Origin of the sequence: Bradyrhizobium sp. BEA-2-5, from assembly GCF_032918025.1 — a bacterium.
Taxonomy (GTDB): Bacteria; Pseudomonadota; Alphaproteobacteria; order Rhizobiales; family Xanthobacteraceae; genus Bradyrhizobium; species Bradyrhizobium pachyrhizi.
Genome location: NZ_CP136629.1, coordinates 2,260,102 through 2,281,317 on the forward strand (window position 1 = coordinate 2,260,102; position 21,216 = coordinate 2,281,317).

19 protein-coding genes and 1 pseudogene are annotated in these 21,216 nt (G+C 65.1%); 16 read left to right on the forward strand and 4 right to left on the reverse strand.

Annotated features, from left to right (window positions below; genetic code table 11):
* The first annotated feature begins 230 nt into the window (after positions 1–230).
* From RX327_RS39245 to RX327_RS10610, 16 genes and pseudogenes are all read left to right on the forward strand, one after another.
* The gene (locus RX327_RS39245) at positions 231–413 is read left to right on the forward strand and encodes a hypothetical protein (RefSeq protein ID WP_410712153.1); all 183 of its coding nucleotides are present in this window, start codon (positions 231–233) and stop codon (positions 411–413) included.
* Positions 346–2,488 (forward strand): annotated as a pseudogene (locus RX327_RS10540) (acyl-CoA dehydrogenase). The gene RX327_RS39245 and the pseudogene RX327_RS10540 overlap by 68 nt, the downstream one beginning before the upstream one ends.
* A complete protein-coding gene (locus RX327_RS10545) occupies positions 2,488–3,771 on the forward strand; it encodes an acetyl-CoA C-acetyltransferase (protein ID WP_317250195.1) in 1,284 nt (427 codons plus the stop codon). Before RX327_RS10540 ends, RX327_RS10545 begins: the two are co-directional and overlap by 1 nt.
* 2 nt (positions 3,772–3,773) lie before the next feature.
* A complete protein-coding gene (locus tag RX327_RS10550) occupies positions 3,774–5,870 on the forward strand; it encodes a 3-hydroxyacyl-CoA dehydrogenase NAD-binding domain-containing protein (protein WP_317250196.1) in 2,097 nt (698 codons plus the stop codon).
* 26 nt (positions 5,871–5,896) lie between these two features.
* Positions 5,897–6,328 carry an acyl-CoA thioesterase gene (locus RX327_RS10555; protein WP_317251236.1) on the forward strand — a complete coding sequence of 144 codons (432 nt, stop codon included), beginning with the start codon at positions 5,897–5,899 and terminating at the stop codon, positions 6,326–6,328.
* 175 nt (positions 6,329–6,503) lie between these two features.
* A complete protein-coding gene (locus RX327_RS10560) occupies positions 6,504–6,698 on the forward strand; it encodes a hypothetical protein (protein WP_016846235.1) in 195 nt (64 codons plus the stop codon).
* A gap of 136 nt (positions 6,699–6,834) precedes the next feature.
* Complete coding sequence (locus RX327_RS10565; RefSeq protein WP_317250197.1) at positions 6,835–7,674, forward strand: DeoR/GlpR family DNA-binding transcription regulator; 840 nt, start codon at positions 6,835–6,837, stop codon at positions 7,672–7,674.
* A 114-nt stretch (positions 7,675–7,788) separates the two neighbouring features.
* Positions 7,789–8,547, forward strand: a complete 759-nt coding sequence (locus tag RX327_RS10570; RefSeq protein ID WP_152977906.1) for a hypothetical protein — start codon at positions 7,789–7,791, stop codon at positions 8,545–8,547.
* Positions 8,544–8,813 (forward strand): hypothetical protein, encoded by a 270-nt coding sequence (locus RX327_RS10575; RefSeq protein ID WP_050387393.1) that lies wholly within the window; start codon positions 8,544–8,546, stop codon positions 8,811–8,813. The genes RX327_RS10570 and RX327_RS10575 overlap by 4 nt, the downstream gene beginning before the upstream one ends.
* A gap of 199 nt (positions 8,814–9,012) precedes the next feature.
* The gene (glpD, locus tag RX327_RS10580; RefSeq protein ID WP_317250198.1) at positions 9,013–10,557 is read left to right on the forward strand and encodes a glycerol-3-phosphate dehydrogenase; all 1,545 of its coding nucleotides are present in this window, start codon (positions 9,013–9,015) and stop codon (positions 10,555–10,557) included.
* Positions 10,554–11,693, forward strand: a complete 1,140-nt coding sequence (locus tag RX327_RS10585) for an ABC transporter ATP-binding protein (protein WP_317250199.1) — start codon at positions 10,554–10,556, stop codon at positions 11,691–11,693. The genes glpD and RX327_RS10585 overlap by 4 nt, the downstream gene beginning before the upstream one ends.
* 12 nt (positions 11,694–11,705) lie before the next feature.
* Positions 11,706–12,791: an ABC transporter ATP-binding protein gene (locus RX327_RS10590; RefSeq protein ID WP_317250200.1), complete on the forward strand. Its 1,086-nt coding sequence runs from the start codon at positions 11,706–11,708 to the stop codon at positions 12,789–12,791.
* On the forward strand, positions 12,791–13,693 hold the full coding sequence (locus RX327_RS10595) for a sugar ABC transporter permease (protein WP_317250201.1): 903 nt from the start codon (positions 12,791–12,793) through the stop codon (positions 13,691–13,693). The genes RX327_RS10590 and RX327_RS10595 overlap by 1 nt, the downstream gene beginning before the upstream one ends.
* Complete coding sequence (locus tag RX327_RS10600) at positions 13,693–14,499, forward strand: carbohydrate ABC transporter permease (protein WP_028179651.1); 807 nt, start codon at positions 13,693–13,695, stop codon at positions 14,497–14,499. Before RX327_RS10595 ends, RX327_RS10600 begins: the two co-directional genes overlap by 1 nt.
* Before the next feature lie 10 nt (positions 14,500–14,509).
* Positions 14,510–14,836, forward strand: a complete 327-nt coding sequence (locus RX327_RS10605) for a DUF2160 domain-containing protein (RefSeq protein ID WP_317250202.1) — start codon at positions 14,510–14,512, stop codon at positions 14,834–14,836.
* A gap of 115 nt (positions 14,837–14,951) precedes the next feature.
* Positions 14,952–16,694 (forward strand): ABC transporter substrate-binding protein, encoded by a 1,743-nt coding sequence (locus RX327_RS10610; protein ID WP_317251237.1) that lies wholly within the window; start codon positions 14,952–14,954, stop codon positions 16,692–16,694.
* Positions 16,695–16,896: 202 nt separating this feature from the next.
* Here the strand turns inward: RX327_RS10610 and RX327_RS10615 are convergent, their stop codons facing one another.
* The 4 genes from RX327_RS10615 to RX327_RS10630 all read right to left on the reverse strand — a co-directional run bounded on the left by RX327_RS10615 (position 16,897) and on the right by RX327_RS10630 (position 21,151).
* Complete coding sequence (locus RX327_RS10615) at positions 16,897–17,997, reverse strand: alkene reductase (RefSeq protein WP_317250203.1); 1,101 nt, start codon at positions 17,995–17,997, stop codon at positions 16,897–16,899.
* Between the two features lie 86 nt (positions 17,998–18,083).
* Positions 18,084–18,944, reverse strand: coding sequence for an SDR family NAD(P)-dependent oxidoreductase (locus RX327_RS10620; RefSeq protein WP_050387386.1), 861 nt, complete (start codon positions 18,942–18,944; stop codon positions 18,084–18,086).
* A gap of 100 nt (positions 18,945–19,044) precedes the next feature.
* The gene (locus RX327_RS10625) at positions 19,045–19,548 is read right to left on the reverse strand and encodes a DUF1993 domain-containing protein (RefSeq protein ID WP_317250204.1); all 504 of its coding nucleotides are present in this window, start codon (positions 19,546–19,548) and stop codon (positions 19,045–19,047) included.
* A gap of 256 nt (positions 19,549–19,804) precedes the next feature.
* Positions 19,805–21,151: a lytic murein transglycosylase gene (locus tag RX327_RS10630; protein ID WP_317250205.1), complete on the reverse strand. Its 1,347-nt coding sequence runs from the start codon at positions 21,149–21,151 to the stop codon at positions 19,805–19,807.
* Positions 21,152–21,216 lie beyond the last annotated feature (65 nt).

Genomic DNA, 21,216 nt, shown 5'->3' on the forward strand with positions numbered 1-21,216 from the left:
AGCGAGGAGTCCGCCGCGAGACCGATCGAACTTGGCTTCACCAGCCGGCGCCATCCCCAGCTACCTGATTGTCGCAGCTCAGCTTTCGGAACTGAACCCGCGGCGTGCCGTTAACAAAACGGCGCCTGGGCCGCGTCAATTTCGCTTTATCTGCAAGGTGAAGTGTTCACCGGTGAACGGCACTTTCCGATAAGATCACCCATCCGCGCCGCCGTTTCATGAGGTCTGCCATGAGCTTCCGCCGCGACACCATCACAAAGCCGATCTTTTCCTGGGCGCGCGGCGTGCTGCCGGCGATGTCCGAGACCGAGCGCGAGGCCCTGGAGGCGGGTGACGTCTGGTGGGATGCCGATCTCTTCACCGGCAACCCTGATTGGTCGAAGCTGCTGGCCGCAGGCGAGGCTGACCGATGAGGAACGGGCCTTCCTGAACGGCCCCGTCGACGAACTCTGCGCCATGCTCGACGAGTGGAAGATCTTCTGGGAATGGCGCGACCTGCCGCAGGATGTCTGGCATTTCGTCAAGCGCGAGAAGTTCTTCGGCATGATCATCCCGAAGGAGTTCGGCGGCCTCGGCTTCTCGCCTTACGCGCATTCGGAAGTGGTGCGCAAGATCTCGACCCGCTCGATCGCGGCGGCCGTCACCGTGATGGTGCCGAACTCGCTCGGCCCGGGCGAGCTCCTGATGCGCTTCGGCACCAGGGAGCAGCAGGAACGCTGGCTGCCACGCCTCGCCGACGGCCGCGACATTCCCTGCTTCGGGCTCACCAGCCCCGAAGCCGGCTCAGATGCCGCCTCGATGGTCGACACCGGCATCATCTGCAAGGGCGAGTTCGAGGGCCGTGAGACCGTCGGCCTCAGGCTCAACTGGCACAAGCGCTACATCACACTCGGTCCGGTCGCGACGCTCTTGGGCCTCGCCTTCAAGGCTTACGACCCGGATCGTCTGGTCGGCGATCAAGAAGAGCTCGGCATCACAGTGGCGCTGATCCCGACCAATCTGCCCGGCGTCGAGATCGGCCAGCGCCATCTGCCATCGATGCAGGTGTTCCAGAACGGGCCGAATTGGGGGCGCGACGTCTTCATCCCGCTCGACTATGTCATCGGCGGCAAGGAGCGGCTGGGCCAGGGCTGGAAGATGCTGATGACGGCGCTTGCCGCCGGCCGTGGCATCTCGCTGCCGTCGCTCTCGGCCGCGGGCGCCGCCTATGCGGCGCGCACCACCGGTGCTTATGCCCGCATCCGCGAGCAGTTCGGCATCTCCATCTCCAAGTTCGAAGGTGTCGAGGAGCCGCTCGCGCGAATCGTCGCCACCGCCTACCAGCTCGACGCGGCACGGCGGCTGACCTGTGCTGCGCTGAATGCCGGCATTCATCCCGCCGTCATTTCCGGCATCATGAAGCTGCATGCGACCGAGCGGATGCGCACCGCGATCGACGACGCCATGGACATCCATGGCGGCAAGGCCGTGATCGACGGTCCGCAGAACTATCTCGGCAATCTGCACCGCGCCGTGCCGGTCGGCATCACGGTCGAGGGCGCCAACATCCTGACCCGCAACCTCATCGTGTTCGGGCAAGGTGCCATCCGCGCGCACCCCTATCTGCTCGACGAGATGAATGCGCTCGCCGATTCGGACCGCGAGCGCGGCCTCACCGCGTTCGACAAGGCGTTCTGGAAGCATCTCGGCCACAGCTTCGCGACCATGTTCCGCGCCTGGGGCCGCAACTGGAGTTTTGGCATGTTCGCGCCGGCGCCAGATGCCGGCGACGCCATTCTATCGCCAGCTCTCGCGCTACTCCGCGGCCTTTGCGCTCTGCGCCGACATGGCGCTGCTGACGCTCGGCGGCGCGCTCAAGCGCAAGGAGATGCTGTCGGCCCGCTTCGGCGACATCCTGTCCGAGCTCTATCTGCTCTCGGCCGCGCTGAAGCGCTGGCAGGACGAGGGCCGGCAGAAGGAGGATTTTGCGGCGCTGGAATGGTGCATGGCGACGGGATTCCGGACCATCGAGAACCGGCTCGCCGAGATCCTCGCCAATCTGCCGAACCGTCCGGTGGCTTGGCTGCTGAAATTCCTGGTCCAGCCGTTCGGCGCGCGCGTCACCGGCCCGACGGACCGCGTCGTGCAGCAATGCGCGCAGCTCGTGCTGTCGCCCTCCGCGGCGCGCGACCGGCTGACGCCGGACCTCGCTTTTGTCGAGGATGACGGCGGCATCGCAAGGCTGGAGAAGGCCTTCCGCCTCGTCACCGAGGCCGAGGATGTCGCCAAGCAGCTGCGCGCGGCGCGCCTGCATGACTGGAAGGAGGCGGTCAAGAAAGGCGTGATCACGCAGGCCGAGGGCGAGCAGCTCGCCGCAGCCCGCGAAGCCGTCACAAAAGTGATAGAGGTCGACGATTTTGCGCCGGAGGCGCTGTCGCCGATTTACAAGAAAACCGTCAATGTGCATCAGTTCTTCCAGGAACTCGGTGAACAGAGGGCGGCGAGCTGATGGCACGACCGGTTTTCATCGTCGACGGCAGCAGGACGCCGTTCCTGAAGGCGCGTTCTGGGCCCGGTCCGTTCACGCCGGTCGATCTCGCCGTGCAGTGCGGCCGGCCGCTCCTGGCGCGCCAGCCGTTTTCGCCTGACGCTTTCGATCAGGTCATCCTCGGCTGCGTCAACGTGATCGCGGACGAGATGAACCCGGCCCGTGTCGCCGCGCTCCGGCTCGGTATGGGCGAGGACATGGTCGCCTTCACCGTGCAGATCAATTGCGGCTCCGGCATGCAGTCGATCGACACCGCCTACCGCTACATCCGCGAGGGTCATGCCGACATGATCCTCGCCGGCGGCACCGAGGCGCTCAGCCACGCGCCGCTGGTCTGGCCGAATTCCGGCGTACGCTGGTTCGCCGGCCTCGCCACCGCCAAGGGCGTTGCCGCCAAGCTCGCGGCGGCCTTCAAGCTGCGGCCGCGCTATCTCAAGCCGATTATCGGCCTCGAGCGCGGGTTGACCGATCCCATCACCGAGCTGAACATGGGCCAGACCGCGGAAGTGGTCGGCCATCTCTTCGGCATCACGCGCGCGCAGTCCGATGCCTATGCCGCCGAGAGCCATCGCCGCCTTGCGCATGCGCAGGGCGCCGGTTTTCTCAAGGGCGAGGTCGAGACCGCGTTCTCCCGCGACGGCAAGTTCTTCGACCATGACGACGGCGTGCGTCCGGATTCGACGGTCGAGACGCTGGCAAAGCTCCGGCCGGTGTTCGAGCGCCCCTGGGGACAGGTCACCGCCGGCAATTCTTCGCAGATCACCGACGGTGCCTCCTGGGTGATCCTGGCGTCCGACGCCGCGGTCGCAAAGCACGGGCTGACACCGAAGGCCGTCATCGTCGACAGCAACTGGGCCGCGCTCGATCCCAGCATCATGGGCCTCGGCCCGGTGCTCTCGGCGAGCACGCTGCTCAAGCGCAACAGCCTGACCTTGCAGGACGTCGAGACCTGGGAGCTGAACGAGGCCTTTGCCACGCAGGTGCTCGGCTGCCTCGCCGCCTGGAACGACGACAAATTCTGCCGCGAGATTCTTGGGCTGGACGGCGCGGCCGGCGAGATCGACCGTGACAGGCTCAACGTCGACGGCGGCGCGATTTCGCTCGGCCATCCCGTCGGCACGTCCGGCAACCGCATCGTGCTGCATCTCGTCAACGCCATGAAGCGGCTCGGCACGCGGCGTGGCGTTGCCACCGAATGCATCGGCGGCGGGCTCGGCGGCGCCATGCTGATCGAGGCGGTGTGACCATGGATTCGAAGATCATGAACGTTCTCGCCGATCGCGTGCTCGAACTCGGGCCGAAGCCTGCCGCCGACAGTCCCTACAGGAATTTCAAGCTGACTCGTGACGAGGACGGCATCGCCTGGCTGCTGTTCGACCGCGCCGGCGCCAGCGCCAACACGCTGTCGGCCGATCTGCTCGAGGAGCTCGATGCCATCGTCGCGGCGCTGGAGAACCAGCGGCCGACCGGTCTCGTGGTGCGCTCGGCCAAGCCAAGCGGCTTCATCGCCGGCGCCGACGTCAATGAGTTTCGCGGCGCCAGCGATTCCAGCGCGGTCGAGACCGCGATCGGCCGCGCCCATGCGGTGATCGACCGGCTCGAGGCGCTGCGCGTGCCGACGGTCGCGGTCATCCACGGCTTCTGCCTCGGCGGCGGGCTCGAGGTCGCGCTCGCCTGCCAGGCGCGTATCGCCATCGACGGTGCGCGCTTCGGCTTCCCTGAGGTGATGCTCGGCCTGCACCCCGGCCTCGGTGGCACGGCGCGGTTCACCGCGCTGGTCAATCCGACCCAGTCGATGGCGCTGATGCTGACCGGCCGCACCATCGATGCGCGCCGCGCCAGGGCGCTCGGCCTCGTCGATGCCGTTACCCAGGAGCGCCATGTCCGCAACGCGGTGAAGGACGCGGTGTTCGGCCGACTGAAGCGCGCCAGGCCGGGCGCGCTCAACTCGCTCCTCAATCTCGGCGCGGCGCGTGGTTTCCTCGCCTCGCGGATGCGCAGCGAGGCCGAGAAGGCGGCACCACGCAAGCATTACCCGGCGCCCTATGCGCTGATCGATCTGTGGGAGAAGCACGCCGGCAACCGCTCGGCGATGCTGAAGGCGGAGCAGGCTTCCTTCGCCAAATTGATGGTGACGCCGACCGCGCAGAATTTGATCCGCGTCTTCTTCCTGCGCGAGCAGATGAAGAAGGCCGCAGGCGGCGGCAACGCGATCAGGCACGTCCATGTCATCGGCGCCGGCGCGATGGGCGGCGACATCGCCGCCTGGTGTGCGGGGCAGGGGCTGCGCGTCTCGCTCGCCGACATGAAGGCGGAGCCGATCGCGGGGGCGGTGAAGCGGGCGTCGGAGCTGTTCGGCAAGATCATGCGCAAGCGGATCGACCAGCGCGACGCGCTGGACCGGCTGATTCCCGACATCGACGGGGAGGGCGTCCGCAATGCCGATCTCATCATCGAAGCGGTGCCCGAGAAGCTCGAGCTGAAGCAGAAGGTCTATGCCGGCCTTGAGCCGCGGATGAAGCCGGGTGCGATCCTTGCGACCAACACGTCGAGCATTCCGCTTCAGGACTTGCGCACCACTCTGGCGCGTCCGGAGCGGCTGGTCGGCCTGCATTTCTTCAATCCGGTGTCGCGGTTGCAGCTGGTCGAGGTCGTCAGTCATGACGGCAACGATCCGCAGGTGCTGAAGGACGCGCTCGCCTTTGTCGGCGCGATCGACCGCCTGCCGCTCGCCGTGAAGAGCTCGCCCGGCTTCCTCGTCAACCGCGCGCTGACGCCTTACATGCTGGAAGCGATGGTGATGCTGGACGAGAAGACCGACCAGCGCCTGATCGACGCTGCGGCCGAGCAGTTCGGGATGCCGATGGGGCCGATCGAGCTCGCCGATCAGGTCGGGCTCGACATCTGCCTCGACGTCGGCGACATGCTGCGGACCAAGTTTGGCGATCTGCTGCCGCCGACGCCGGCCTGGCTGCGCGAGAAGGTCGCCAAGGGCGAGCTCGGGCGCAAGTCCGGCAAGGGCTTCTACACCTGGAAGGACGGCAAGGCGGAGAAGGCGCCGCTTCCCGAAACCGGCCCGCGCGTCAACGACCAGATGATCGACCGCCTCGTGCTGCCGATGTCCAACGTCTGCATCGCGGCGCTTCGCGAAGGCATCGTCGACGATGCCGATGCGGTCGATGGCGCCATGATCTTCGGCACCGGCTACGCGCCGTTCCGCGGTGGCCCGCTGAACTATGCGCGCAGCCGCGGCGTCGACAATGTGGTGTCGGCCATGCAGGCCTTGATGCGCAAGTTCGGCGGACGATTTGCGCCGGATCCCGGCTGGGAGGCATTCAAGTGAGCGATCCGCAAGTGACCGACTCGCAAGTGACCGACGCCCACGCTCACGCGCCGCTCAGCAGCGAGATCGAGCCGAGCGGCGATCTCTGCATCCGCACGCTGGCGATGCCGGCCGACACGAACGCAAACGGCGACATCTTCGGCGGCTGGCTCCTGAGCCAGATGGACGTCGGTGGCGGCGTGTTCGCCTCGAAGGCTGCGAGGTCGCGCACCGTGACGGTCGCGATCGAGGCGATGAACTTTCGCAAAGCGGTCTATGTCGGCGATCTCGTCTCGGTCTACGCCAATCTCGTGCGCGTCGGGCGCACCTCGCTGACGGTCCATCTCGAGGCCTGGGTGCTGCGCCGTCGCGAGCAGCAGTCGTTCCTCGTCACCGACGGCAATTTCACCTATGTCTCGATCGACGACCACGGCCGTCCGCAACCGATTCAGCGCGACGGCGCGACGATCGAAACCTGACATCTTTCGCGCACCAGTGCCGCTGATTCGGTGGGAAAGGAAACGCGTCGAAACTGAGTCCGGAGCGTGATTTGATTGCAAAAACCCGGAGTTTTTGGCGCTTTGCCGCGCAAATAATCAAGGAACAAACAGCCAGCGACTCCGTTGTCGGGCCGGAGTCAAACCGAGGCTGAAAATGTCCGACAGTTACGTGATCGAAGTGAGTTCGCAGACGGCGGGTATCGTGGTGCGCGATGCGCGTGGTTATCAGTTCTTTGCTGCATCGCACCTTTTCGACCGCCTTGAAGGCCAAATCTTCCGCAATGCCCGCGAGGCCGAGCGCGCGGCGCGCCGGCTGCTCACCGGTCAATCCATGCAGATGGCGTCGTAGAACGCCTTCGCGTCATTGCGCGTGGCCTGGGCGAAGCATCCACCTTCGCCCAGGCCCTCCCTGACCCGGCACTGCACGTTGACCTCCGTGCCGAACGGTCGCACCATGGGCGACTCGCCGTTTCAAGGGGGCCGCCGTGGCCGGACTCTCCCATCGCCAGACTGAAATCCTCAACATCGCGCGCGCTTCGGGCCGCGTCATGGTCGAGGAGCTCGCGCGCCGCTTTGAAGTCTCGGCGCAGACCATCCGCAAGGATCTCAACGATCTCTGTGAGCGGAGATCGCTGACCCGCATCCATGGCGGCGCCATCATCGCCTCCGGCGTCGAAAACCTCGCCTATGAGGCGCGCCGCTTCGTCGCCGCCGACGAGAAGAAGGCGATCGGCGCGGCGGCCGCTTCGCTGATCCCGAACGGCTGCTCGTTGTTCATCAACATCGGCACCACGACGGAGGAGGTCGCGAGCGCGCTGACCTCGCACGAGGACCTGCTCGTCATCACCAACAATCTCAACGTCGCCATGCTGCTCTACCGCCATCCCCGCATCGAGGTGGTGGTCGCGGGTGGCACGGTGCGGCGCGCCGACGGCGCAGTGGTCGGCTCGACCGCGACGCAGCTGATCGGCCAGTTCAAGGTCGACTATGCCATCATCGGCGCGTCCGCGATCGACGAGGAGGGGGCGCTGCTCGACTTCGACTATCGCGAGGTGCAGGTGGCGCAGGCCATCATCGCCAATGCCCGCAGCGTCATGCTGGTCGCCGATTCCACCAAGCTTCGCCGCAGCGCGCCGGTGCGCATCGCCCACATCACCCAGATCCAGACCTTCGTCACCGATTCACCGCTCCCCGCAGGCCTCGCCAATATCTGCCATAGCCGCGGTATCGAGGTGGTCGTCGCGATGGACAAGCCGCAAGTCGATCTCGACGACAACGCCGCCGACGCGGCACCCGCGACGCTGCGCAGCGCGCAAGGCGCTTGATCGCTCAAGTTTTAGCGAACTTGTTTCGGATGCCTTTCGGCGGCTGCTGTAGCTTGCCTGAGGTGGAGCGGTTCGTTGGTCAGCACGCAATTCAAGATCGTCACGGCATTGGGCATGGCGGCGCTGTTCGGCATCGTCTCGTTTGTCCTTGGCTTTAACGTCGCATCCGCGTGCGCAACGGCGCTGGCCGGCGGTGTTTCCGTGCTTGTGGTCATGCGCGCTTTCGATGGTGAGACCCAGCCGCCATCGCGTAGCGTCCGGCCCGATATCTTTCGCTTCGGCAGCGGGAACGGTTCGGCTTGGCTTTCAGAGCTGGAAACGCAGAACGGCCGTGGCAGGAAACTGCTTTACGGACTGTCGCGGATCTTGCTTTCGGGATCGCTCTGTCAGCGCACCGCGAGCGGGGCCTTCCTCGCGCAGTCGGCAATCGGCCTGATGGCGATCGTCGTGTTCTGGCTTGGCCAGGCGATGGGCTTTGACATGCGGTTGTTCGCAATCCCGCCGTTCGGGAGCATGTTTGCGGATGGCATCCCGATGTCGGCTGAAGCAATCGCGCGAGTGAGGTTCGAGCACCTCTTCCTGCCTCTGGTCTCGCTTTATGCAGTCACGGTTTCGCTGTTCATGATTGCATTGCTTGGCGACCTCGTGACCATCCTGCGCGACTGGCGCGAGCAGTGGAAGTATCTCACGATGCCGCTGTTCTGCTTTGCATTCTGGGCGATCCTGGCGCACCGAAAATCATCGGGACATAGCGGCCTGCAAGTCGCGCTCGGCGGCGGATACCTCTGGGCCTATGTCGCGGTCTTCGTGTTCTTTCCGCTTTTCTTTCTCGTGCTGTCGGCGTCGCTGCCAGGCAATCGGGCGATCAGGTGAACAGGGATCGCTCCGTCGGGCGAATCTATCTCCGCTTCGCCCTCAAATGGTATGCGATCCTTTTCGTCGCATTCCTGGTTCTCTTCGTGCTGTTCGGCGGCGGTCATACGGCCGTCGCGATGATCGGCGTGCTTGCGCTCATCGTTTGGCTTGGGCGTGACAGCCGCGCGTGTGCAAGGCGGGTCGGCGGTGGCGCTCGCCGCACCTACGACCCCGAGAAGGCCTTGCCGGAATTGCGCGTTGGACGATCGCCACAGCGTCCCTGATCGTCCGCCGCCGTCTTGCCCGGCGTTGCCTCAAGCGTCGCCGTCTCGTCTCCCCAAAAGCTCTGACCGTGAGCACGCCGCCCAGGAAATCCCCAGCGAAAGTTCCCCATTTTCACTTTGCTTTCGTTTTTGGTTGTGATTTACTCCAATCCGAAAGTAAAATCGTCAAAGCGAAGGCGGTTGCCGGGGGAAGCGTTCTTTGGACCGAATTTTCGATCTCGCCATCATTGGAGGCGGTGTTAACGGCTGCGGCATCGCGCGCGACGCGGTGGGCCGCGGCAACACGGTTTTCCTGTGCGAAATGAACGATCTGGCGAGCGGGACGTCGTCCTGGTCGACCAAGCTGGTGCATGGCGGCCTGCGCTATCTCGAATATTACGAGTTTCGCCTGGTCCGCGAGGCCCTGATCGAGCGCGAGATCCTGTGGGGGATCGCGCCCCATATCATCCGTCCCCTGCGTTTCGTCCTGCCGCATCATGCCGGCCTGCGTCCCGCCTGGCTGCTGCGCTTGGGCCTCTTCCTCTATGACCACATCGGCGGCCGGCATCTGCTGCCCGCCACGCGCTCGGTCGATCTGAGGCGCGACGAGGTCGGCAAGCCGCTGATCCCGAATCGCTATGCCCGCGCATTCGAATATTCCGACTGTTTCGTCGACGACGCCCGGCTGGTTGCGCTGACCGCGCGCGATGCCGCCGATCGGGGCGCCGAGATCCGCACCCGCACCCGCGCGGTCGAGATCAGGCAGGTCGACGGCGTCTGGCACGTCACGGTCGAGGACAGTGTCACGGGTGCCCGCGACACGATCCAGTCACGCGTGCTGGTCAATGCCGGCGGTCCCTGGGTCGAGCAGGTCCTGGCCTCGGGCGCCGGCGTCAACGCGCGCGCCAAGGTGCGCCTGGTGCAGGGCTCACATATCGTCGTGAAGAAACTCTACGATCACGACCGTGCCTACATGTTCCAGAATGCCGATGGCCGCATCATCTTCGTCATCCCGTACCAGGACGATTTCACGCTGATCGGCACCACCGATCGCGATTATGACGGCGATCCCGCCAAGGTGAAGGCGACGGCCGAGGAGATCCAGTATCTCTGCACCGCGGCGAGCGAATATCTCGCCAAGCCGGTCACGCCGGATGACGTGGTCTGGACCTATTCCGGCGTGCGTCCGCTCTATGACGACGGCGCCAGCGAAGCCAAGGCCGCGACGCGCGACTACGTGTTCGAGCTCGACACGCCCGGCGGGGTTCCGCTGCTGTCCATCTATGGCGGCAAGATCACGACCTATCGCAGGCTCGCCGAAGAGGCCCTGGAACGTCTTGCGCCCTATCTTCGCAGCGCGAAAGCGCGCGAGGGCTGGACCGGCAAATGGCCGCTGCCCGGTGGCGACATGGATGTGTCGGCGGTCGCGGCGCTGAGCGCCGAATTGATCCGCAACTATCCGTTTCTCGCGCAATTGCACGCCAATCGTCTCGCCCATGCCTATGGCACGCGCGCCAGCAAAGTCTTGGGCAACGCAACATCGACGGCCGATCTCGGCCGCTCCTTCGGCGCCACCTTGACGGAAAGCGAAGTCAGGTACCTGATGGCGAACGAATGGGCTCGGACTGCGGACGATGTCGTCTGGCGACGATCCAAGCTGGGCTTGCGGATGACGGCGGGTGAAATCGCCGCGCTCGACGAGTGGATGCTCGCCAACCGCGTGTCCGGTGAACGTCCCCTCCGCGAAGCGGGAGGACGGGCATGAGCGTCACACTGCAGAATGTCACGCGAACCGTGGATGGCATTCCGACCATCCGCGATGTGTCGCTGACGCTCGAGAGCGGTACGCTCAACGTCCTGCTCGGGCCGACGCTGTCGGGCAAGACCTCGATCATGCGGCTGCTCGCCGGTCTCGACAAGCCGACCACGGGCAAGGTGCTGGTCAACGGCAAGGACGTCACCGGCGTCGACGTGCGCCAGCGCTCGGTCGCGATGGTCTATCAGCAGTTCATCAACTACCCCTCGTTCACCGTCTACGAGAATATCGCCTCGCCTCTGCGCGTGCAGGGCAAGCCGCGCGACGAGATCGAGGCGCGCGTGGCGGAGGCTGCAAAACTGTTGCGGCTCGAGCCGTTCCTGAAGCGTACGCCGCTCCAGCTCTCCGGCGGCCAGCAGCAGCGCACCGCGATCGCGCGCGCCCTGGTCAAGGGCGCCGATCTCGTGCTGCTCGACGAGCCGCTCGCCAACCTCGACTACAAGCTGCGCGAGGAGCTGCGCGCCGAATTGCCGCGCATCTTCGAGGCCTCGGGCGCGATCTTCGTCTATGCCACCACAGAGCCGACCGAGGCGCTGCTGCTCGGCGGCAACACGGTGTGCATGTGGGAAGGCCAGGCGCTGCAGATGGGCGAGACCGCCAGCGTCTACCGCCGGCCGCAGACCTTGCGCGTCGCGCAGGTCTTTTCCGATCCGCCGCTCAACCTCGTCGGCATCGAGAAGAAGGGGGCGCAAGTGATCTATGCCGGTGGCGAGCAGGCGCCCGCGGCCGGCCTCTATGCCAATCTGCCCGACGGCCTCTATCGGACCGGCTTCCGCGCGCACCAGCTCGAGGTCGGGAATGTCGCGGCCGGCCGCCACAAATTTTCCGCCGCGGTGACGGTGACCGAGATCACTGGGTCGGAGAGCTTTGTGCACGTCCATGTCCACGGCTCGAACTGGGTCGCGGTGCTGCACGGCGTGCACGAATATGAACCCGGGCAGGTGCTCGACGCCGCGCTCGATCCCGACAACATCTTCGTGTTCGACGCGGCCGACCGCCTCGTCGCGTCGCCTGCGACCGCGTTTTCGGGCAACGTGCATCGCAGTGCGCGTGCAGCAAACGCGTCAGCTGGCAACGGCAAGTGAGGGAGGTGCGCCATGGCCCGCATTGACCTCGTCGATCTCGCCCATTCCTACGGCGGCAATGACGCCGCCCCAGAGAGCTTTGCGCTCAAGCCTGTCACCATGACGTGGCGGCAGGGCGGCGCCTATGCGCTGCTGGGACCGAGCGGTTGCGGCAAGACCACGCTGCTCAACGTCATTTCCGGCATCATCACGCCGTCGCGCGGGAAGATCCTGTTCGACGGCAAGGACATCACGCCGCTGTCGACCCAGAAGCGGAATATCGCCCAGGTGTTCCAGTTTCCGGTGATCTACGACACCATGACGGTGGGGCAGAACCTGGCGTTCCCGCTCAAGAACCGCGGTGTGCCGAAGGCCGAGATCGACGCGCGGGTCAGGCAGATCGCCGGTCTGCTCGACCTCGAACCCTATCTGAACCGCAAGGCCACCCGACTCACCGCCGATGCCAAGCAGAAGATCTCGCTCGGCCGCGGCCTCGTCCGCTCGGACGTCGCCGCCGTGCTGTTCGACGAGCCGCTGACGGTGATCGATCCCGAGCTGAAATGGCAGCTCCGCTCCAAGCTGAAGGCGCTGCATCGTGAGCTCGATCTCACGATGATCTACGTCACCCACGACCAGACCGAAGCGCTGACCTTCGCTGACACCGTCGTCGTCATGCATGACGGCCGCGTCGTGCAGAGCGGCACGCCCGCCGAACTGTTCGACAAGCCGGCGCACACCTTCGTCGGCTATTTCATCGGCTCGCCCGGCATGAACATCCTGCCGGCGGAGGTCCGTGGTCACGAGGCGCGGGTCGACGGCCATGTCATCGGCCTGCATCGAAACTATGGTGTGCTGCCTGCGGGCAAGAAGATCGAGATCGGCGTGCGGCCGGAATTCGTCGATGTCGCGCCGCCGGCGTCAGGGCTGCTGTCGGCAACCATCGAGCGCATCGACGATCTCGGCCGCATCCGTTTCGCGCGCGTGCGCGTCGGCGATACCAAATTCGCCGCGCGCGTGCCGCCGGGCTTCTCGGTCTCCGGCAATACCGCCGGGCTGATCTTCAATCCCGCGCACGTACACGTCTATGCCGACAGCCTTCTGGTGGAGGGAGCCGCCTGATGGACAAGACCGTCAACCAAAAAGCCTGGTTCCTGGTGCTGCCGGTGTTCCTGGTCGTCGCCTTCTCGGCGGTACTGCCGCTGATGACGGTGGTGAACTATTCGATGCAGGACACGTTCGGCAACAACCAGTTCTTCTGGAACGGTGTCGGCTGGTTCAAGGAGCTGCTCGATCCCTCGACCGATCTCGGCGGGCGCTTCCTCGCCTCGCTCGGCCGCAACCTGTTCTTCTCGCTGGTGATCCTCGCGATCGAGGTGCCGCTCGGCATCGTCGTCGCGCTGTCTATGCCGCGCGAGGGCTGGACGGTTGCAGCCTGCCTGATCATCCTCGCGCTGCCGCTGCTGATTCCGTGGAACGTGGTCGGCACGATCTGGCAGATTTTCGGCCGGCCCGACATCGGCCTGCTCGGCTATACCCTCAACGCCATCGGCATCGACTACAACTACGTCGCCAACGAGTTCGATGCCTGGGTCACCGTCATCGTGATGGACGTCTGGCACTGGACCAGCCTCGTCGCGCTGCTCTGCTATGCCGGCCTGAAGTCGATTCCCGAAGCCTATTACCAGGCCGCTCAGATCGACGGCGCTTCGCGCTGGGCCGTGTTCAAGGCGATCCAGCTGCCGAAGATGAATCGCGTGCTGCTGATCGCCGTGCTGCTCCGCTTCATGGACAGCTTCATGATCTACACCGAGCCGTTCGTCGTCACCGGCGGCGGACCCGGCAATTCCACGACCTTCGTATCAATCGAGCTCGTCAAGATCGCGCTCGGCCAGTTCGACCTCGGCAAGGCCGCCGCGCTGTCGCTGGTCTACAACCTCATCATCCTGATCGTCTGCTGGATCTTCTACACCGTCATGACCAATGCCGGCTCCGAGCGTCCGGCCAAGGAAGGAGTGGCCTGATGCATTCGATCCCCGGCCGCCGCCTCATCATGGGGCTGTTCCTGGTCTTCCTGCTGCTGCCGATCTACTGGCTCGTCAACATGAGCTTCAAGACCAACAGCGAGATCGTCTCGACGATGACGCTTTGGCCGCACACCCCGACCCTGCAGCACTACAAGCGCATCTTCACCGACGAGAGCTGGTATTCCGGCTACATCAACTCGCTCCAATACGTCATCCTCAACACCGTCATCTCGATCTCGGTGGCGCTGCCCGCGGCCTACGCGTTCTCGCGCTACCGCTTCCTCGGCGACAAGCACCTGTTCTTCTGGCTGCTGTCGAACCGCATGGCGCCGGCTGCGGTCTATGCGCTGCCGTTCTTCAACCTCTATTCGGCGATCGGCCTGTTCGATACGCCGTGGGCGGTCGCGCTGGCGCACTGCATCTTCAACGTGCCGCTGGCGGTGTGGATCCTCGAGGGCTTCGTCTCCGGCGTGCCGCGCGAGATCGACGAGACCGCCTTCCTCGACGGCTATTCCTTCCCGCGCTTCTTCATCAAGATCCTGGTGCCGCTGATCGCCAGCGGCATCGGCGTCGCCGCCTTCTTCTGCTTCATGTTCTCCTGGGTCGAGCTCCTGCTCGCGCGAACGCTGACCTCGGTGTCGGCCAAGCCGATCGCCGCGATCATGACGCGCACGGTGTCGGCGGCCGGCATGGACTGGGGCCTGCTCGCCGCCGCCGGCGTGCTCACCATCATTCCGGGTGCGCTGGTGATCTGGTTCGTCCGCAACTATATCGCGCGCGGTTTCGCGCTCGGCCGCGTGTAAGGAGGCAACCATGGAGTCTATCGCATGGATGGCCTGGACGCTGCCGACCGCGATCTTCTTCGTCGCGCTCGCCTGCACGCTGGCCGTGATGACGTGGCTCGCCGCGGTCTATCCCGAGGCCGAGCGCGTCGGCGTGCTGCGCATCCCGACCACGCGCGGCGATCGCCTGTTCATCTCGCTGATCGCTGCCGCCGTCATCCACCTCGCGTGGATCGGTCTCGTCGGCACCGATCCCATCGCCACGCTGCCGATCGGAGAGGGTGTGGAAATTTCGAGCCTGTGGCTCGCAACGCTGATTTCGCTTCTTTCAGCCGTGGCGATCTTTCGCACCGTCTGACGAAAGCGAAGAAGAGCAGATCCGGGGTCTACCCGGGCCTGGGGTTTTGTTTGTCGCTGCAACCGGAGGAATCATAATGCGACATTTGAGAACGACAAAGGATAGTCTTTTGACTATGACCAGCGCCGCCGCGCTGATCGCAGCCTCGCTCGCGGTCGCCACGCCGGTCCGCGCCGCCGACGAGGCGGTGATCCAGAAATGGATCGCGGAATTCCAGCCCTCGACGCTGTCGAAGGAAGACCAGAAGAAGGAGCTGGAGTGGTTCGCCAAGGCCGCCGAGCCCTTCAAGGGCATGGAGATCAACGTCGTCTCCGAGACCATCACCACCCACGAATACGAGGCGCAGACGCTGGCGAAAGCGTTCTCCGAACTCACCGGCATCAAGCTCAAGCACGACCTCATCCAGGAAGGTGACGTCGTCGAGAAGCTGCAGACCCAGATGCAGTCCGGCAAGAACGTCTATGACGGCTGGATCAACGATTCCGACCTGATCGGCACCCACTTCCGCTACGGCCAGACCATCGCGCTGTCGGACTATATGGCAGGCGAGGGCAAGGACGTCACCGACCCCATGCTCGACGTCAATGACTTCATCGGCAAGTCGTTCGGCACCGGGCCGGACGGCAAGCTCTATCAGCTGCCCGACCAGCAGTTCGCCAACCTCTACTGGTTCCGCTACGACTGGTTCACCAACCCCGACTTCAAGGCCAAGTTCAAGGCCAAGTATGGCTACGAGCTCGGCGTGCCCGTGAACTGGTCCGCCTATGAGGACATCGCCGAGTTCTTCACCAACGACGTCAAGGAGATCAACGGCGTCAAGGTCTATGGCCATATGGACTATGGCAAGAAAGACCCCTCGCTCGGCTGGCGCTTCACCGACGCCTGGCTGTCGATGGCCGGCAACGGCGACAAGGGCATTCCGAACGGTCTGCCGGTCGACGAATGGGGCATCCGCATGGAGGGCTGCCGTCCGGTCGGCTCTTCCGTCGAGCGTGGTGGCGACACCAACGGTCCGGCGGCGGTCTACTCGATCACCAAATATCTCGAGTGGATGAAGAAGTACGCGCCTCCGCAGGCCCAGGGCATGACCTTCTCCGAGTCGGGACCCGTGCCGGCGCAGGGCAACATCGCCCAGCAGATGTTCTGGTACACCGCCTTCACCGCCGACATGGTGAAGCCGGGCATCGCCGTGATGAACGCGGACGGTACGCCGAAATGGCGCATGGCTCCGTCGCCGCACGGCTCGTACTGGAAGGAAGGCATGAAGCTCGGCTACCAGGACGCCGGATCGCTGACGCTGTTGAAGTCGACCCCGGCGGATCGCCGCAAGGCAGCCTGGCTCTATCTCCAGTTCATCGTCTCCAAGTCGGTGAGCTTGAAGAAGAGCCATGTCGGTCTCACCTTCATCCGTGAATCCGACATCTGGGACAAGTCGTTCACCGAGCGTGCGCCGAAGCTCGGCGGCCTGATCGAGTTCTACCGCTCGCCCGCGCGCGTGCAGTGGACCCCGACCGGCAACAACGTGCCCGACTATCCGAAGCTCGCACAGCTCTGGTGGCAGAACATCGGCGACGCCTCGTCAGGTGCGAAGACCCCGCAGCAGGCGATGGACGCGCTCGCCGCGGCCCAGGACTCGGTCATGGAGCGCCTGGAGAAGTCGGGCGTGCAGGGTGCCTGCGGTCCGAAGCTCCACAAGAAGGAGAAGCCGGAGTACTGGTTCGCGAAGGCCGAGAAGGACGGCACCATCGCGCCCCAGCGCAAGCTCGCCAACGAGAAGCCGAAGGGCGAGACAGTCGACTACGACACGCTGATCAAGTCGTGGCCGGCAACCCCGCCCAAGCGCGCGGAAGCGAAGTAAGGCAGCAAGCAAAGGCGTACCAGCCCACGCCATCCGAAGACAACGAAAGGCCGGGAGCGATCCCGGCCTTTTTTTTTTCTCCGCTGTCATCGCCCGGCTTGACCGGGCGATTCAGTACGCCGCGGCGTCTCGGTTCAATCGCTACCGTCTCTGGAATACTGGATGCCCCGCCTTCGCGGGGCATGACAGTCTTTGGTCGACATTACTCCGCTGGCTCGGCCGCCAGCGTCGGGTAGTCCGTGTATCCCTTGGCGCCGCCGCCGTAGAAGGTGTTCTTGTCCCAGTCGTTCAGAGGCGCGCCCTGCTTCAGCCGTTCGACGAGGTCGGGGTTGGAGATGAACGGCTTGCCGAAGGCGATGAGATCAGCCGCGTTCGCGTCCAGCACCTTGGTCGCAAGCTCGAAATCATAGCCGTTGTTGGCGACATAGGCCTGCTTGAAGCGCTTGCGCAGCGAGGCGTAGTCGAACGGCGCGATGTCGCGCGGCCCGCCGGTGGCGCCTTCGACGACGTGGAGATAGACCAGCTTGAGCGCGTTGAGCCCGTCGACGATGTGATCGAACAGCGGCTGCGGGTTGCTGTCGGAGATGTCGTTGGCCGGCGTCACCGGCGAGATGCGGATGCCGGTGCGGTCCGCGCCGGCCTCGGCGGCGACGGCCTTGGAGACCTCAAGCATCAGACGCGCGCGGTTCTCGATCGAGCCACCGTAAGCATCCGTGCGCTTGTTGGCGCCGTCTTTCGCGAACTGGTCGAGCAGGTAGCCGTTGGCGCCGTGGATCTCGACGCCGTCGAAGCCGGCCTCGAGCGCATTCTTCGCCGCGCGCTTGAAGTCGTCGATAATCCCTGGAATTTCGGAGAGTTCGAGTGCGCGCGGCTCGGAGACGTCGGCAAAGGTGCCGTTGACGAATGTCTTGCCCTTGGCGCGGATTGCGCTCGGCGCCACCGGCGCGCCGCCGTTCGGCTGCAGCGAGGTATGCGAGATGCGGCCGACATGCCAGAGCTGGATGAAGATCTTGCCGCCGCGCTCATGCACGCGGTCGGTGACCTTGCGCCAGCCGGCGACCTGGTCCTTGCTGTAGATGCCGGGCGTGTCCTGGTAGCCCTGGCCCTGCTGCGAGATCTGGCTCGCTTCGGTGATCAGAAGCCCTGCGGAGGCGCGCTGGCCGTAATAGTCCACCGCGAGCGGGCTCGGCACCATGCCGGGCGGCACCGCGCGGTTGCGCGTCAGTGGCGCCATCACCAGGCGGTTCGGCAGCGTCAGCGGGCCGAGCTTGTAGGGCTCGAGAAGTTTGGTCGATTGGCTCATGCGAAATGTTCCAGAGAATGACTGATGAAGGAGAATTGTGCATTGCCGCGACGAGCGCAATGCCCGAGGCATTCGCACTCCGCAGGCTAGCTGCGCACAATTCCGCCCATGTGGCCGGCATCGAGGAACAAGGTGTGCGCGTTGACGTAGGAGGATTCATTCGAAATCAGGAACAGCGCAGTATAGGCGACCTCCCAGCCGGTGCCCTGGCGGCCGAAAGGCACTGTCACGGCGCGGTCCGATCGCCTGCGGCTGGCGTCGCGCCCCATCGGCGTGTCCATGAAGCCGGGCGCGATCACATTGCAGCGAATGCCCTTGTCCTCGCCGGCCCGCGCGATCGCCCGCCCCAGCGCGATCTGCGCCGCCTTGGAGGATTCATAGGCCGGGTTGCGGCCGCCGGCGCGCTGGCTCGCCATCGAGGAGATCAGGATGATCGCGCCGCCCGGCGCCATCACCTCCAGCGCCTTCTGCGCGAACAGCATGTGGCTGCGGACATTGACGGCATAGTCGCGGTCCCAGGCTTCGGCCGTCATCTTGGGCAGCGACAGGCCGGAGGAGATGCCGACATTCAGCGCCAGCCCGTCGAGCCCGCCGAGCTTCTGCGCGCAGCGCTCGACGGCGGGCGCGATCGCTGCGACGTCGGCGACATCGACCACGTCGGTGAAGGCCTTGCCGCCTTCGCCTGTGATCTGCGCGACGGTATCGTCGGCGGCGTCCTTGTTGACGTCCAGGCAGGCGACCGACGCGCCCTCGCGCGCGAACAGCACGCTCATGGCGCGGCCGTTGCCGATCGGCGGGGCTTCATCCACGGTTGTGCGCTGTCCCGCGCCGACCACGATGATGCGCCGCCCGGCGAGGCGGCCGTGGTTCTTCGCCAGCCCCAGTGCTTCGGCATGCAGCGAAGCGGACGGATCGATGGCTTTCGGTGCGTGGGTTGTGGTCGACATGGCGTGCTCCCTGACGTCTTGTTGTTGTCAGGGAGCAGTAGCACGGGCGAGGGCGTGAAGCGAAAATCCCGTCGCGGGGAATATGGATCGCCGAAGTGCGTCAGCTGACGCCCATGAAATCGCGCTTGCCGATTTCGACGCCGTTGTGGCGCAGGATGCCGTGGGCGGTCGCGGCGTGGAAATAGAAGTTCGGCAGCGAGAACGAGCTCAGGAATTGCTGTCCCTTCATGGTGATGGATTTGTCCGGGCCGGCCGGGAAGGTAACGTCCCTGGCATCGGCGCCTTCGAACTGCTCGGGCTTGAACGACTTGACGTAGTCGATCGTCTTGGCGAGCCGCTGCTTCAGCTCACCGAAGCTCTTCTCGGTGTCGGGCGTCGACGGCACCTCGCTATGGGTCAGCCGCGCGCAGCCCCGTGCGGCGTGATCGCAGACCAGTTGCACCTGCTTGGTCAGCGGCAGCATGTCGGGATAGAGCCGCGATCCCAGCAGCACCTCGGGCGCGATCTTTTTCGCCGCGCAATGCGCCTCGGCTTTGGTGAGCAGCCCGGTCACGCTGTTCAGCATCTGCAGATAGGCGGGGACGACGGCGTCGTAGAAGGACATGTGATGCTCCCTGTTCTGATGAAATTCGGATGTTACCGAACGGCGATGTTGCAAGTGGGGCGACGAGGGGAAGAATACAACTGCGGACGGTTGTAACACTTGGTCAAATATTTCCCACCCGTGCACCCTCTCAGAGTGACGGATCGTTCGAGGTCGCGTAGCCCGGATGGAGCGCAGCGCAATCCGGGGAGGCGCATCGGGGCTTGCCCCGGATTTCGCTGCGCTGCATCCGGGCTACGGAAAATGGGCGTTCGCTCTACCGCATCCCCGGTGCCGCGGCATCGGCGGCCGGCTGGGTGCGGGGCCCGCCGCGCACCCGCGCCAGGAGCTCCGCAGTCGGCCAGGAATCCGCCGGCAGGCCGTATTTCATCTGCATCGCCTTCACCGCGCTGCGGCTTGCCTGTCCGAGCACGCCGTCGATCTTGCCGACGTCGTAGCCGGCGCGCGCGAGCAGTCCCTGCAGCTCCTTGATCTCATTGAACGGCAATTGCGCGACCGGCCCGTGCGGCCGCTGCATCGGCGGTGCCCCCGCGATGCGGCAGGCGAGATAGCCCGCGGTGGTCGAATAGATCAACGAGTTGTTCCATTCGGTGTAGGCCGCGAAATTTGGATAGGCGAGGAAGGCCGGACCAAAGCGGCCCATCGGCAGCAGCAGCGAGGCCGGCATCTCGTCATTCGGCAATGGCTTGCCGTCGGTCAAGCTGACGCCGAGCGATACCCATTTCGAGCGCGGCAGCTTGATGGTGAGGTCGGCCTGGTCCCACGGGAAGTTTGCCGCCTGCGGCACACGCACCTCCTCCAGCCACGGCTCGCCGCGCCGCCACTTCAAACCGTTGGCGATGTAGTTCGCGGTCGAGCCGATCACGTCGGGGCCGCTTTGCAGGAGATTGCGATGGCCATCGCCGTCATAGTCGACCGCGTAATTGACGTAATGCACGGGCAGGAATTGCGTCTGTCCGAGCTCGCCGGCCCAGGAGCCGATCATCTCATCGGGATGCAGATCGCCGCGGTCGATGATCTTCAGCGCAGCGATGGTCTCGCCCACGAACATCTCCGAGCGGCGGCAGTCATAGGCGAGCGACACCAGCGATTTCAGCGTCGGCAGATTGCCCATGTTGGCGCCGAAGTCGCTCTCGAGGCCCCAGAATGCGGCGATCACGGCCGGTGGCACACCATATTCCTTTTCGGCGCGTGCGAACGCGGCGGCATAGGTCCGGATGTATTGCTGGCCTTTCTGCATGCGATAGGGCGCGGCCATGCGGCCGGCGAATTCGGTGAAGAGCTGGCCGAACACGCGCTGGCCACGGTCGCGGTTGACGATGCCCTGGTCGTAGACGAGATACGGTGAAGCCTCCGCGATCGTGTGCTGTGACACGCCGGCAGCCACCGCCTGTTGCTTCACGTCCGCCAGGAAGCGATCGAAGTTTTGCCCGTTGTGGCAGGACGCAGCCCTCGGCGAGGCGACGGCGGCAGGGCGCGGCCTGACCGGCGCGGGATTCAAGGGGCTGGGCAACGGCTGCTGCGCCGAGGCGAGGGTAGAGAGCGCCAGCGCCCCCGCGATCGCTGCGATCATGATCGGGGCGCGGAGGGGAGAGGCTGGCATCGATGTCACCGGTTGGAAAAAGGGGAATTGAAGCCCAATCTGCATACACCAGGGCGACACCAGGC